The 13,273-nt window shown below is 62.5% G+C and carries 11 protein-coding genes; 2 read left to right on the forward strand and 9 right to left on the reverse strand.

What is annotated here, in order from left to right; all coding sequences use genetic code 11:
- Window positions 1–64: 64 nt before the first annotated feature.
- Together MESCI_RS10575 and MESCI_RS10580 are read right to left on the reverse strand one after the other, a co-directional pair.
- Window positions 65–1,441, reverse strand: coding sequence for an FAD-containing oxidoreductase (locus MESCI_RS10575; protein ID WP_013529943.1), 1,377 nt, complete (start codon window positions 1,439–1,441; stop codon window positions 65–67).
- Entirely contained in the window at window positions 1,438–1,899 is a 462-nt protein-coding gene (locus tag MESCI_RS10580) for a membrane protein (protein WP_013529944.1), read from the reverse strand. The genes MESCI_RS10575 and MESCI_RS10580 overlap by 4 nt, the downstream gene beginning before the upstream one ends.
- Window positions 1,900–2,033: 134 nt before the next feature.
- On the opposite strand from MESCI_RS10580, the gene MESCI_RS10585 reads away from it, so the two are divergent.
- Window positions 2,034–2,591, forward strand: coding sequence for a sugar O-acetyltransferase (locus MESCI_RS10585; protein WP_013529945.1), 558 nt, complete (start codon window positions 2,034–2,036; stop codon window positions 2,589–2,591).
- Between the two features lie 5 nt (window positions 2,592–2,596).
- Here the strand turns inward: MESCI_RS10585 and MESCI_RS10590 are convergent, their stop codons facing one another.
- Window positions 2,597–3,592, reverse strand: coding sequence for a GlxA family transcriptional regulator (locus MESCI_RS10590; RefSeq protein WP_013529946.1), 996 nt, complete (start codon window positions 3,590–3,592; stop codon window positions 2,597–2,599).
- Between the two features lie 126 nt (window positions 3,593–3,718).
- Here MESCI_RS10590 and MESCI_RS10595 point away from each other — a divergent pair, with 126 nt between their 5' ends.
- Complete coding sequence (locus MESCI_RS10595; protein ID WP_013529947.1) at window positions 3,719–4,363, forward strand: cysteine hydrolase family protein; 645 nt, start codon at window positions 3,719–3,721, stop codon at window positions 4,361–4,363.
- Between the two features lie 67 nt (window positions 4,364–4,430).
- On the opposite strand, the gene MESCI_RS10600 is transcribed toward MESCI_RS10595, so the two are convergent.
- The 6 genes from MESCI_RS10600 to MESCI_RS10625 form a co-directional block, all read right to left on the reverse strand.
- On the reverse strand, window positions 4,431–6,110 hold the full coding sequence (locus tag MESCI_RS10600) for a formate--tetrahydrofolate ligase (protein WP_013529948.1): 1,680 nt from the start codon (window positions 6,108–6,110) through the stop codon (window positions 4,431–4,433).
- A gap of 313 nt (window positions 6,111–6,423) precedes the next feature.
- The gene (locus tag MESCI_RS10605; protein WP_013529949.1) at window positions 6,424–7,548 is read right to left on the reverse strand and encodes a DUF2333 family protein; all 1,125 of its coding nucleotides are present in this window, start codon (window positions 7,546–7,548) and stop codon (window positions 6,424–6,426) included.
- A 106-nt stretch (window positions 7,549–7,654) separates the two neighbouring features.
- Window positions 7,655–8,959, reverse strand: coding sequence for a DUF6638 family protein (locus tag MESCI_RS10610; protein WP_013529950.1), 1,305 nt, complete (start codon window positions 8,957–8,959; stop codon window positions 7,655–7,657).
- Between the two features lie 42 nt (window positions 8,960–9,001).
- Window positions 9,002–10,912 (reverse strand): AAA family ATPase, encoded by a 1,911-nt coding sequence (locus tag MESCI_RS10615; protein WP_013529951.1) that lies wholly within the window; start codon window positions 10,910–10,912, stop codon window positions 9,002–9,004.
- Between the two features lie 24 nt (window positions 10,913–10,936).
- Window positions 10,937–12,082 (reverse strand): hypothetical protein, encoded by a 1,146-nt coding sequence (locus tag MESCI_RS10620; RefSeq protein WP_013529952.1) that lies wholly within the window; start codon window positions 12,080–12,082, stop codon window positions 10,937–10,939.
- Between the two features lie 30 nt (window positions 12,083–12,112).
- A complete protein-coding gene (locus MESCI_RS10625) occupies window positions 12,113–13,201 on the reverse strand; it encodes a hypothetical protein (RefSeq protein ID WP_013529953.1) in 1,089 nt (362 codons plus the stop codon).
- Window positions 13,202–13,273: the final 72 nt, after the last annotated feature.

The raw sequence follows: 13,273 nt of genomic DNA on the forward strand, positions 1-13,273 counted from the left end.
CTGCATTGCTGCATTGCAGCGATGCAGAAAAGGAAGAGCTTTAAAATGGGTCTTCAACGGGCTGTCACGCCAGCGGCTTCAGCTCCTGGGCAATGGTGGGCAGCAACTCCGAAACATTGGGATGGATGTGCACGGCACGCGCCAGCGTGTCGACGGGCGCCTTGGCGTACATCAGGTCGAGCACACAATGGATAGCCTCGTCGCCGCCGGGGCCGAGCACCGAGCAGCCGAGGATCTCCCTGGTGTCGGCATCGACCAGGATTTTCATGAAACCCTGCGTCTCGCCCTTTTCGATAGCGCGGCCGACGCGGGTCATCGGCCGCTGGCCGACCAGCGCGCGACGGCCGGATTTCTTCACTGCGGCCTCGGTCATGCCGCAGCGGCCAAGCGGCGGGTCGATGTAGAGCGCATAGGCTTCGATCCGGTCGCTGACCCTCCGCGGATCGTTGTCGAGCAAATTGGCGGCGACGATCTCGTAGTCGTTGTAGGACGTGTGAGTGAAGGCGCCCCTGCCGTTGCAGTCGCCCATCGCCCAGATGCCGGGCACGCTGGTGCGCAGCTGGTCGTCGACGGTGACAAAACCGCGCTTGTCGACCTCGACGCCGGCCCTTTCCAGGCCGAGATCGTCGGTGTTGGGCGTGCGCCCCAGCGCCAGCAGCACATGCGAGCCGACCGCCGGTGGCTTGCCGGCGGAGAAGGTCACGGCGATGTCTTCACCCTGTCTGGCGAAGGCAATGTCGTCGGCGCCGACATGGACCGCGATGCCTTCGTTTTCGAGGATCGACAGGATGGCGGCGGAGACATCCTCGTCCTCGCGGCCGGTCAGGCGCGGGCTCTTCTCGACGACGGTGACTTCCGCGCCGAAGCGGCGGAACATCTGAGCGAATTCGAGCGAGATGTAGCTGCCGCCGACGACGACGAGATGGCGCGGCAGCACGTCGAGATCCATCATCGACGAGTTGGTCAGATAGTCGATGTCGTGGATGCCGGGAAGGTCGGGCACCGAGGCGCGGCCGCCGGTGTTGAGGAAGATCTTTTCGGCGGTCAGCAGATCGTCGCCGACGCGCACCGTGTTGGCGGATTCGAAACGCGCATGGCCGCGATAGAGGGTGCACTTGTCCATGCCGGCAATCCAGGTTTCCAGATTGCCGCGAGCGTCGTTTGTGACCTTGTCCTTGCGCGCCTTGATCACCTTGTAATCCACGCCGACCGGCCCGGAGAGCGTCACGCCATAGTCGGCGGCGCGGCGCGCCAGATGCGCGGCATAGGCGCTGGCGACCATGGTCTTGGTCGGCATGCAGCCGGTGTTGACGCAGGTGCCGCCGACCAGCTTGCGCTCGATCAGCGCGACGCTCATGCCGGCGGCCGTCAGCCGTCCGGCCAGCGGAGGGCCAGCCTGTCCGGCACCGATGATGATGGCGTCGAAGGTTTTGGTCGTCATGCCACCGCCGCTACGATCAGCAGGCCGCCGATGATCGCCACCGCGTCCTCGATAAAGGCGGCGGGCGGATCCTTGCCGAAGGCGGCCGCGAGCCGGCCGCGAGCTTCGGCGCCGCCCAGCGTGCCGATGACAGCGCCGATGGCGCCCGCGATCAGGCCGCCGATGGTGGCGCCACCGGTGGCGCCGATCACCGCGCCGGTGAAAGCGCCCGTAACGATGCGGGCGCCGAATTGCTGGGGTACTTTACGGCTCGGCGTCGACGGCAACTGGTCGGTGACCAACTCGACAATGGCCAGGATGGTGAAGATGCCGACAGCCGCCCAGTGGCTCATGAAGCTCGCCCAAGTGCCGGCAACCGTCAGCCAGCCGAGATAAGCGCCCCAGGCAATGGCGGCCGGCGCCGTCATGGCGCGAAGACCGGCAATGACACCGATCAGAAGTGCGAGAATGTAGAGCATGGTCGATCCCCCTCGATCACGGGCCAAGACGGCCTTGAGTCACAGGCTACCATAGGTCCAATATTTGACCAGTACTGGCATCGGCGCTTTGGCTGCACTTGTGCTTTGCAAGGACGTGAACTGGAGACCGCATCATGGCTGAGAGCGAGCGCGTGAAGATGGTGGCCGGCGAATGGTATACCTGCATCGATGACGAACTGGAGTCGTTGCGGGGGATCGCGCGCGATGCGGTGTTCGAGCACAACTTGCTGCCGCCTCGTCAACGCGGCAATCTCGGGCCGGGTCTGAAGGCACTGCTGGGAAGAGCCGGCGAGGGCGCCCGTATCGAGGCGCCGTTCCACTGCGCCTACGGCTTCAACATCTTTCTCGGCGACGGCGTGTTTCTCAATGCCGGCTGCACCATCCTCGACACGGCGAGCGTGCGCATCGGCAAGGCAACGCTGCTCGGCCCGAACGTGCAGATCTACTGCGCCGAGCACCACAAGGAGGCCAGTGGGCGGCAGGCCGGACTGGAGATCGCCCGACCGATCGAGATCGGCGCCAATGCCTGGATCGGCGGCTCAGCCGTCATCCTTGGCGGCGTCAGCATCGGTGAAGGCGCCATCGTCGGCGCCGGTGCGGTGGTGACGCGCGACGTGGCGGCGAACGCCACGGTGATCGGCAATCCGGCGCGGCCGGTCAAGCGGGGCTGAACAGGTCAGGACGACAGGACATACGTCATGCGCTCTTCCTGATCGCCTCGCCTGGAAAACTCGCGCCGGTATTGCGCCGGCGATGTCCTCAGTCTCGCGGCAAAATGCTGACGCAACGAGGTGGCGCTGCCGAAGCCGGCTTCGAAGGCGATCATGTCCATCGATTTCTCCGTCGCTTCCAGCAAACGCTGCGCCAGTTCGATCCGCTGGCTGGTCAGCCAATCGCCAAAGCTGGCGCCGATCGATTTCTGAAAGCGACGGGTAAAGGTGCGGCGGGTCAGGCCGGCGGCCTCGGCGACGCGGTCCAGGCTATGCGCCTCGCCAAGCGTCGCGCGAACCGCGTCGAGGGCCTGGGTGAAGCGGTCGGCGTCCGCGCTTCTTGCCACCGGATGCTCGATGAATTGCGCCTGGCCCCCCTGGCGATGCAGGGAAAGCACGATCTGGCGAGCAAGCCGCAGTGCTGCTTCCGCACCGTAGCGGGCGCGCACGATGTGGAGACAGCAGTCGAGGCCGGCGGCGACGCCGGCCGAGGTCACGACATCGCCATTGTCGACGTAGAGCACCGCGGCATCGACAGCGATGTCGGGATGGAGTGTTTGCAATTGTTCGCAATAGGCCCAGTGCGTCGCGGCACGTCGGCCCGAAAGCAGCCCGGCCGCTGCAATGGCGAAGGTGCCGAGGCACAGGCCGACAATCAAGGCGCCGCGTTGGTGCGCATGGCGCAGCGCTTCCATCAGCAGCGGCGATACCGGTTCGCTCAGATGATGCCAGCTCGGGATGATGACGATATCGGCGCCGTCGAGCCCTTCGAGCCCATGCGGCGCGGCAATTGTCAGCCCGGCTTCGGTATGGATCGGCCCGGCCTTGACCGCGCAGATGCGGAAGTCGAAGCGCGGCAGGCCAAGCGCCGTCCTGTCCTCGCCGAAGACCAGGCACGGTACGGAAAGATGGAACGGGCTGATGCCGTCGAAGGCGAGGACGGCAATGATCGGGTCGTTCATGGGTGCTTCCAGCGGTTGAATGCGGATTGTCCCAATTCTTTCGAATGATGTCAATCGGGTCACTTTCGGCTGTCTGGCAGCCCGCCTATCTTCCATCCATCGAATTCAAGCCGGAAAGGAAACACCATGTCTGACCCAGCCAACACCACGCCGCGCCGGGCGCTGATCGTCGTCGATGTGCAGAACGATTACGACGGCGGCAATCTCGCCATCCAGCATCCGCCGTTCCGCGACAGCGTCGTCAATGTGGCACGCGCCATGGATGCAGCGACTGCTGCCGGTATCAAGGTGGTGGTCGTCAAGCAGATGGCGCCCGAGACCTCGCCGATCTTTGCCAAGGGCAGTCACGGCGGCGAACTGCATCCCGAAATCGCCAGGCGCAAGCGCGACCATTATGTCGAAAAGAACCTGCCCTCCGCCTTCACCGGCACTGATCTGGAAGACTGGCTGCGCGCCAATGCCATCGATACGATTACGGTGGTCGGCTACATGACGCATAATTGTGACCTGTCGACCATTATCCACGCCGTGCATATGGGCTTTGCCGTCGAGTTCCTGTCGGATGCGACCGGCTCGGTGCCTTACGCCAACAGCGCCGGCTACGCCTCGGCCGAGGAGATCCATCGCGTGGTCACGATCATCCTGCAGTCGCGCTTCGCCGCCGTGCTCAAGACCGCCGAATGGGTGGAGTGCCTGCAGACCGGCGCGCTGCCGGAGCGCGACACGATCTTCGGCTCCAACCAGCGGGCGCTGTCGCGCAGCGCTGCTTAGGGCTATCCGAAAAAACAGAAAGGGCGCCGCATCGCTGCGGCGCCCTTTCTGTTTGAATTGAAGGATTTTAGAACAGGCCTTCGATATTGCCGGCCTCATTGAGGAAGATCTTTTCCGAGGATGGCGCCCTCGGCAGGCCCGGCATGGTCATGACCTCGCCGCAGATGATGACGACGAAGCCGGCACCGGCCGAAAGCCTGACCTCGCGCACCGGCACAGTGTGGCCGGTCGGCGCGCCGCGCAGGTTCGGGTCGGTCGAGAAGGAATACTGGGTCTTGGCCATGCACACCGGCAAATGGCCGTAGCCGGCGTCTTCCCACGCCTTGAGCTGGTCGCGCACCGACTTGTCGGCGATCGCTTCCGAGCCGCGATAGATGCGCTGGACGATGGTGTTGATCTTCTCGAACAGCGGCATGGCATCGGGATAGAGCGGCGCGAACTGCGAGGCGCCGGATTCGGCCAGTGCCACCACCTTGTTGGCGAGATCCTCGATCCCGGCCGAGCCGTGTGCCCAGTGCTTGCACAGGATCGCTTCTTCGCCCATCGAGGCGACATAGTCCTTCATCGCCTGGATCTCGGCGTCGGTGTCGGAATAGAAATGGTTGATGGCAACCACCGCCGGCACGCCGAACTGCCTGATGTTCTCGATGTGGCGGCCAAGATTGGCGCAGCCCTTCTTCACCGCTTCGACGTTTTCCTTGCCGAGGTCTTCCTTCTTGACGCCGCCATTCATCTTCATGGCGCGCACGGTGGCGACGATGACCGCCGCTGCCGGCTTCAGGCCCGCCTTGCGGCACTTGATGTCGAAGAACTTTTCAGCACCCAAATCGGCGCCGAAGCCGGCTTCGGTGACGACATAGTCGGCGAGCTTGAGCGCCGTCGTGGTGGCGACGACCGAGTTGCAGCCATGCGCGATGTTGGCGAACGGGCCGCCATGCACGAAGGCCGGGTTGTTCTCCAGCGTCTGCACCAGGTTCGGCTGCATGGCGTCCTTCAGCAGCACAGCCATGGCGCCGTCGGCCTTGAGGTCGCGGGCATAGACGGCTGACTTGTCGCGGCGATAGGCGACGATGATGTCGCCGAGGCGCTTTTCCAGGTCCTTCAGGTCGGTCGACAGGCAGAGGATCGCCATGACTTCCGAGGCGACGGTGATGTCGAAACCGCCCTCGCGCGGGAAGCCGTTGGCGACGCCGCCGAGCGAGCAGATGATCTCGCGCAGCGCGCGGTCGTTCATGTCCATGACGCGGCGCCAGACGACCCGGCGGGTGTCGATGCCGAGCTCATTGCCCCAGTAGATGTGGTTGTCGATCAGCGCCGAAAGCAGGTTGTGCGCGGTGGTGATGGCGTGGAAGTCGCCGGTGAAGTGGAGGTTCATGTCCTCCATCGGCACGACCTGCGCATAGCCGCCGCCGGCGGCACCGCCCTTGACGCCGAAGTTCGGGCCGAGCGAAGCCTCGCGGATGCAGACGATCGCCTTCTTGCCGATGCGGTTCAGGCCGTCGCCGAGACCAACCGTGGTCGTGGTCTTGCCTTCGCCGGCCGGCGTCGGGTTGATGGCGGTTACGAGAATCAGCTTGCCGTCCTTGTTGCCCTTCACCGATTTGATGAATTCGGCTGATATCTTGGCCTTGTCGTGGCCGTAGGGCAGCAGGTGTTCGGTCGGGATGCCGATCTTCTGGCCGATCTCCTGGATCTGCTTTTTCCTGGCGCCGCGCGCGATCTCGATGTCGGACTTCACTTCGGCCATGACGGCTTTCCTCTGGATTGGACGGTGGAGGGGACGGGTTTGGTCTTACTGGCAAGCAGGTTGGAACCGGGCGCGGGCATGTTCTAACCCTGTCGCTGCCGCGGCGTCAACTTGTATGCAACTATGTTTCCTCTTGAGAAAATTCTTCTGCGGACCGGCCGACCTGTCGTCGGTTCTTCCTGGCTCCGTTGCCGCGCCGTATAGAAGCCAGAGGACGCGTCGTTCCGCCGTCTCAAAACAGCCGCACAATGCACGGAATGCGACAGAGGCGACGGCGCAAATTCACCATCGCCTGGTCCCTAATGGAACAGCGCTACTGCGTCAGAACGTTGCTGATTTCGACCATGTTGGAGCGCACCCTGAGCACATAGAAGCCCATCGTCGTCAGATGCGTCGGCAACAGCCAGCCATCCTCGCGGCCATTGGCGATGATGAAAGGCTGGATCTTCAGCGCCGAAACGAACTGCGAGTCCATCGTGTCCCACAGGTTCTGCAGATGCTTTTCCTTGATGACGTCCTCGAAGTCGGCCTGGGCGCCCTTCATCAGGCCGTAATAGCCATAGAGCTGGCCATAGGCGAACCAGTAGCGGTCGTCGGCGCGGAAGTCGAACCAGCCATTGTTGTGGTTCTCGGCGCGTTCCTTGAGGATCGCCGAGGTCGAGCCGATGTCGGACGAGATGCGGTCGATATACTGTTTCAGATTGTCGGCGCGGGCGTCGAATGTCGCCTGGCAGGTGGCAAGGCGAGCGTTGAAGGAACGCAGCATGCGCACGGCGTCGCGATAGTAGCTCGGCGTCGGTGTCTTGGGGCCGAACGGGTTCAGGCCGAAATACCAGGTCTCCTCGTCGAACTGCAGGTTGCCGCGGGCATTCTGCAGATCGCTGTCGATCTGCGAGGTGGTGCGGACGCGGCCGAGATTGTCGGCGAGTTCGGTCGCCGTGCGCCGCACCGCCTGGTTGATGCCGCGCTGGAAGGAGGCCTTGTTGTCCATCCACGGCGTGTTGTCCCAGTCGATGCCGAACAGGCCGAGCTTGTAGAGGATCATCGACGAGATCCAGGCATTCTGGTTGACGTTGAAGTCGGTCAGGTCGGCGGCGATCTGGGCAATGCCGGAGTTGCCGCAGGTCTTGGCCGTGTCGGTGCCGGCGCCGGCGGAGACCTGTTCGCCAGCGGAGACATTGCGCTTCTCGAACGTGTAGGTGTCTGGATAGTTCGGGTTGAAATTGTTCCACCACTGGGTGGCGTAGAAGAAATTGGCGTAGAGGCCGATCAGCACCAGAAGAGCAAGGCCGACCGCCGCCTTGAGGATCCAGCCGCGTTGCGTGTACCAGCGTCCGGCCCACAGGAACGGCCACAGGATGACGCCGATCAAAAGCCCGATACCGCGGCCGATCCACTGGAAAATGCGGGTGAAGAAGTTCACGATCGGATCGAGCACGGCTGTGTCACCCCCTCAAAGCATGATGCCAAAAAGTTGCAGACTTTTTGGATAACATTATGCGCCAAAACAAGAAGTCAGAACGAAATAAACGGTTCATTTCGTTCTAGTCAGTCAGGCCGTAGAGGCGCGTGCGAAACGCCACCTTGTCCTTCAAATATGTGGTTTTGAGAACGTCCACAACATGCGATCGCCAGGCGTCGCTGAAGCCGCCATAGTCCTTGTAGAAGCCGTCCTTGTTGAAGATGTAGCGCGAGACGAAGTCCGACGGCACGAAATCCGAGATCAGCCGGTTGGTCAGCCAGGCGTCAGGATGGTCAGGCTTGGCGCGGATCACCAGGAAGCGCTGCTGCGGGAAGACATCCTCGATCTTCAGGTGGCCGAGCTGGGAGATCTCGCGCTTGGCGGCGTTGAGGAAAGGGAAATTGCCGTCCCTGGTGATCAGGTCGGCATGGCTCTGGATCCAGGTCTGCAGCCAGACCTTGTCGACATTGGTCAAGTTGCGGTTCGGCTCGGCATCGCGGATCAGCGCGCGCACCACCATCTCGGCGCGGTGCTCGAGATAGCCCGAGGCCTCGACCCAGGAGGCGCGCGGCAACTCGATGCGGCCGGTGGTGGCGAGGAACTTGAACACCTTGTCGGCGTCGTTAATGGAGAGATAGCTGACCTGCCACGGCCGCGAACGGCGGAAGCCTGGCGCCGCAGGATCGCTGATCACCGTCGTCACATCCGGGTCGACGAAGACGTAAAGGCCACCGAAATGGCTGGTCCAGTAGGCGTTGTGGCGGAAGATCACCTGGTCGGGCACCAGCGCGTTCTCGCGGATGTCGCCGCAGATCTTGGCGAGCTCGACCATGCGGTTCAGCATGGCGCTGTCGCGCCAGGCGTCGGGCTCCTGCTTCAACCGGTCGACGAGCTTGCCGAGCTCGGCGGCCTTGCCCAGCACATCCTCAGCCGACAGCACCTTGAACTCGACCTGGCTGATCGACAGCAGGTCCTCGATATCGTTGACCTTGGGAACGGAATCCTCGATCTCGCCGTAGATGACATCCTTGATCGTCAGCGCATCGATGGCGCGCTGGTTCTTGGACATGAACTCGAACATCAGCTGCGAGGTGTTGGAGAAGGCGGTGTGCACCACCGGCAGGTCGATCTGCGACGGCGTCAGGATGATGAAACGGCGGTTGACCTCGTTGGGATCGAGATAGTCGTAGTCGTCGCATTCCTCGGCCACTTCGGGCGAAAAGCCGGTGCGATCGATCTGGAAGGTCTTCAGCTTGGTCGGCTTCAAGCCGAATGCGGCGAGCGCCTTGTTGTAGCGCTGGATCAGATGCGGCTCGTCGACCGTCAGCAGCCGGCCATAGATCAGCTCATTGTCGCGCAGGAGATCGGGTTTCTTGGCGGGGCTCATCTTGCCTTCTCCCACAAGGGGTGAAGGGAAGGCCGGCGCAGCTCACGCATTCCATAGCCCCTTCTTCTTCATCTCCTCCATCTCGCGCGCAGCCCGTTCGCGCAGGCGGGCGTCGCGCAGCAGTTTTTCCACGGCGGAGTCGTCGGACTTGTCGGAATAGCGGAACTCCGAGTCGGCGTAGCGGTTGATCTCCTGCATGACCATGTCCATCGAGAACGGCCCGCGCAGTTCCTCGATCATCGCTTTCTTCTCGTCGTAGCCCTTGTGCATGAAGACTTCCGGCTTCTCGAACCAATCGTCGGGAAGCTCGATGTCCATGGCGCGCATCTTGATAGCGTCGGTGACATTCTTGATGGCGCGACCGGTGAAGCGGGGCTCGGCATCCTTGATCAGGTGCAGATAGGTGCCGATATCGGCCATCGATTTCGGCGCGCCGTTCTCCTTCATGTAGCGCTCGTAGACCTTCATCAGCCCATCTTCCTGCGGCTTCTCGTGCTCCTCATAGGCTTCGGTCACGGCGCGCTGGATTTCCTGCGCGGCGTAGAGGTCGTGTTCGCCGAGCGGGATCTTGTGGTTTTTCCCCGCCAGCAGGACAAAAATATCGATGTAGTCGTCGCGGCTCTGCGGCCCGTCGACCAGCCAGCGGGCGCCGGCGCGCTGGCGCAGCGCGTCGTCGACATTTTCGGGGTAGTTGGAGAACATGCCGAATGAGCAGTTGCCGCGCACCACGGTGGCGGCGCCGGCGAAGGCGTCCATCAAGACGCCTGTTATTTCCTGCTGGCCGGCCGAGGCGCGGTCGTCGGAGCGGCGCGCCGCCACCTGGTCGATGTCGTCGATGGTGCCGAAGCCGATGACGCGCGGGTTCAAGACATTGTTGATGAACTGGCGGCAGTTCTGGCCCGACTTGCCCTGGTAGGACGAGATCTGGTCGACGCCGAAATTCTCGTAGGCGAAGGGATAGCCGGCGACCTGGCAATAGCCGTTGACGAGGCCGGCGATCATCTGGATCAGCGTCGTCTTGCCGGTGCCGGGGGCGCCGTCGCCGATGAAGGTGAACAGGAAGCCGCCGAGCTCGACGAACGGATTGAGTTCGCGCTCGAAATCATAGGCCATCAGCATCTTGGCGAGCTTGACCGACTGGTATTTGGCGATGTGGTTGCCGACGACCTCTTCCGGCTTCTTGAAGGTCATCACCAGCGGTTTTGAGCGCTTGCCCGGCGTGACGTCAAAACCATCGAGAGTGAAATCGTCGGCATCGATGCGGATATGGGCGTTCTCGAACGGGCCGATGCCGTCGAAGCGGCCCTTGCGGGCCAGAAGCCCGTCGATGGCGACGCGGGCGAAGGCGCGTGCCCTTGTCATCAAATCGGCATCATCGGACGATCCCGAGATCGCCTTGTCGAGGCCAGCGAGGATCGACTTCACCGCATCCTGCGGCGTGTCGAACAGGAAGTCCGGCTCGGGGATGTCGTTGGGTGCCTCGCCGTCGCTGTCGATCAGCTGGAACAGGTAGGAGGCGAGGCTGAAGGCGGAGATGTAAGCCGAGGCCGACAGAAGCTTCTTGAAGGTGGCCGCTTCGTCGCCTTCGAGCGGCGCGCGGGTATTCCTGGCCTGCAGGCTTTCGAGGTCGGAGCCTTCGGCAAAGACGTCCGATATGGCCAGCGCGATCGCCGTGCCGCGCCGGGCGCGAAACAGGAGCGTGTGCTGCGGGATGGTCAGCAGCTGGTCGTCGGGATGAACGGCGCCGACGGTCTTGGCCAGCTCGACCTCGCGCGTGCGACGCACCGAGCCGACCGAGACGGTCGAGACGAAGCGGCGGTTGGTGCCGGCAAGCGCGGTGCCGGACTCCCGTGACGGGTCCTCCAGCACGACGATGCGGGTGATGAAGCTCTGCGCGGTGGCGCGGTGCTTCTCAATGGCGGCTTCCGGAATGGTGGTCAGGCCGGTATCCATGAAGGGTGCTCCGTGGTGTGACGGTCAGACGTCTGAGATGACCTGTCCGTTGGACAGGATATGAACCTTGTAGCCGGCAAAAATCTTCTGTGCTTCGCCGGCGGCGTAGAGTGCCTGATAGGCCTCGTGCGGAATCAGCGCATGGTTTTCATAGCTCGACACGCCCTGACGCGCGGCTTCCAGATCATCAGTGTTGATGAAGAATTCCTGCGTTGTCTTCTCACTCGAAAACAGGCCCTTGCGGCCGGGTTTCTCGCTCTTGGAATAGACCTCCTGGATCGTCCAGGTCAAAAGCCAGGCATTTTCCGGCTTGCGCACCTTGGCCAGAACCTCGGTCACCGTCGAATTGTTGTCGGTAATCCCCACCGAATAGAACGGGCCGAGCACGACGCGGCGCAGCTGCTTGGGGTGCAGCGGTTCGAAATCCTTGTCGAGGTTGACCGCGATGGTCGCCGGCGACAGCGTATAGGCGGAGTTCTTCTCGGTGAAATCGTCGAAACGATGGGCAAGCTCGGGATTGAGCAGGCCGTCGACCGGCAGCGGAATGTCGACCGTCTCGTTGAGTTTGCCGTTTCTGTCGACAAGCTGGCGGATCATCGCGTCGGAAGAATCCTCCACCGTCACCATGTAGACCAGAGGCAGGTTGGCGCTGCCGTCGAACGTCGCCCAATGGACGAGATAATAGGGCCGTCCCGTCTTCGGATTGACCGAGACTTTGGCGGTTTGCGCCAGCGTGAAGGGACCGAACGTGTTCTCGCTTTTCACGTCCTCGAGATAGAGCCGCTCGGCCATCGATTTCTGCAGCGCCTCGGGGAATTCCTTGTGGCGCAGGATGAAGTCGGCCATTTCCTCGCGCAATTCGCCGGCGAGCGGGATGTTGGCAAGCCGCGCGTCGGCCTGGCGGCGGTCGTTTTCCAGTTCGAGCAGGTTCTGGAACACCGGGAATCCGCTTTCGGCCCGCGAAATGCGGAACGTGTCCATGAAGCCCAGCCGGTTGCGCCAGCAGGAAAACGACTTGTCGAGCCGGGCGATGTATTCGGCGACGATCTTGGCGACGATGCCATGCCGGTAAAGCGGCGAGCGATCGTCGCGCATGAACACTTCAAGGCCGCTCAGCGCGGCCGTGATGGCGGAGAAATATCGTGCCGCCGCTTCGTTTTCGGGGGTCATGCCTGTGCGCTCGCGGGCAGTCCTGTCACCCTAAGACTGCACGTAGTTTGCCGAATTGTGCTTCTTCAGCACCTCGTCGAAGCGGCGGGCAAAGGCATCGTCGGCCAGCTTCTTGCGGCGCTGGATGTCGGCGGTGGCGACCATGTTCTTCTCGTGCATCTCGAGTAGGTCGCCGATGTGTTTTTGCGAAGCAGCACCGATGCCGGCCATGGTTTCCTCGGCGGTGTTGTCGACCTGGCTGCCCAGCGTGTTGATCTTGTGGGCGACGTCCTGCTGGGCGGCGGTCTTCAGCGAATCTTCCAGCGCCTTGTAGAGCACGATGCGCTGCTCGGTATCGATGGTCAGCTTGTTGATCAGCGTCGATTGCGCGGCGATCTGGTTGTTGAGCGAATCGACGAAGGTCTGGAACATCGAGGTGTAGCGCTCGAGCGTCTGGCTCTCGGCCAGCAGCTCCTGCTCCTTGGCCTGCTTTTCGTTGTATTCCGTCGCCAGCTTGGAGCGTTCGCCTTCGAGCTGCGTGCGGTCCTTCTGGCTGGTCGAAGCGGCGATCTTGTTTTCGATGTCGAGCAGTATCGGGTTGAGCTCCTCGATGCGCTTCTGCACGGCTTCGAGGTTGGTCATGGTGGTCTTGCGGCGCTCGATCACCTGCGACAGGCTGGTTTCCGAGGTCTTGTAGCGCTGGTCGAGGACCTCTTTCTGCGCCTTCAATATGCCGACGATGGTGTCGGATTTGACCAGCAATTCCTGCAGATTGCCCGCCAGCGACATGTTGCGGACGCGGTCGGTGCGCATGCGCTGCTTGCTCTGGCTGGAGAAGATACCGATGAATTTTTCCCAGCCGGTGTAGTTCTTCATGCTCTCGAACTCGGAGCCGAAGACGTTGGTGGCGTCCTCCAGGCCGATGATCAGGTCGGCAATGTTGCCTTCCATCACCTTTTGCTGCTTCAGCACATCCTCGATGCGGGCGTTCTCGAGGTCGAAATTGGCGTCGCCGATCTTCTTGTCCGATGTGGCGAGCGTATCAAGCATGGTGCCGGACTGCTCGATCTTGGAGCGCATGTCCTGCACGACCTGCTTGGTCTTGGCAATTTCGGCGTCGAAATTCTGCAATGTCGCCATTGGGGCCTCCCGCTTCGGCATGACGTCGCTGGTCGCGAACAGCGGCGAATATATGTGGGGCATCGGGGGATT

The organism is Mesorhizobium ciceri biovar biserrulae WSM1271 (assembly GCF_000185905.1).
GTDB lineage: Bacteria > Pseudomonadota > Alphaproteobacteria > Rhizobiales > Rhizobiaceae > Mesorhizobium > Mesorhizobium ciceri.

What these genes read in the sequence shown, in the direction of transcription:
- MESCI_RS10590 (WP_013529946.1), bottom strand. Translation starts at nt 3,592, where the DNA reads ATGAACGACCCGATCATTGCCGTCCTCGCCTTCGACGGCATCAGCCCG.
- MESCI_RS10625 (WP_013529953.1), bottom strand. Translation starts at nt 13,201, where the DNA reads ATGGCGACATTGCAGAATTTCGACGCCGAAATTGCCAAGACCAAGCAG.
- MESCI_RS10610 (WP_013529950.1), bottom strand. Translation starts at nt 8,959, where the DNA reads ATGAGCCCCGCCAAGAAACCCGATCTCCTGCGCGACAATGAGCTGATC.
- MESCI_RS10575 (WP_013529943.1), bottom strand. Translation starts at nt 1,441, where the DNA reads ATGACGACCAAAACCTTCGACGCCATCATCATCGGTGCCGGACAGGCT.
- MESCI_RS10600 (WP_013529948.1), bottom strand. Translation starts at nt 6,110, where the DNA reads ATGGCCGAAGTGAAGTCCGACATCGAGATCGCGCGCGGCGCCAGGAAA.
- MESCI_RS10580 (WP_013529944.1), bottom strand. Translation starts at nt 1,899, where the DNA reads ATGCTCTACATTCTCGCACTTCTGATCGGTGTCATTGCCGGTCTTCGC.
- MESCI_RS10615 (WP_013529951.1), bottom strand. Translation starts at nt 10,912, where the DNA reads ATGGATACCGGCCTGACCACCATTCCGGAAGCCGCCATTGAGAAGCAC.
- MESCI_RS10585 (WP_013529945.1), top strand. Translation starts at nt 2,034, where the DNA reads ATGGCTGAGAGCGAGCGCGTGAAGATGGTGGCCGGCGAATGGTATACC.
- MESCI_RS10620 (WP_013529952.1), bottom strand. Translation starts at nt 12,082, where the DNA reads ATGACCCCCGAAAACGAAGCGGCGGCACGATATTTCTCCGCCATCACG.
- MESCI_RS10595 (WP_013529947.1), top strand. Translation starts at nt 3,719, where the DNA reads ATGTCTGACCCAGCCAACACCACGCCGCGCCGGGCGCTGATCGTCGTC.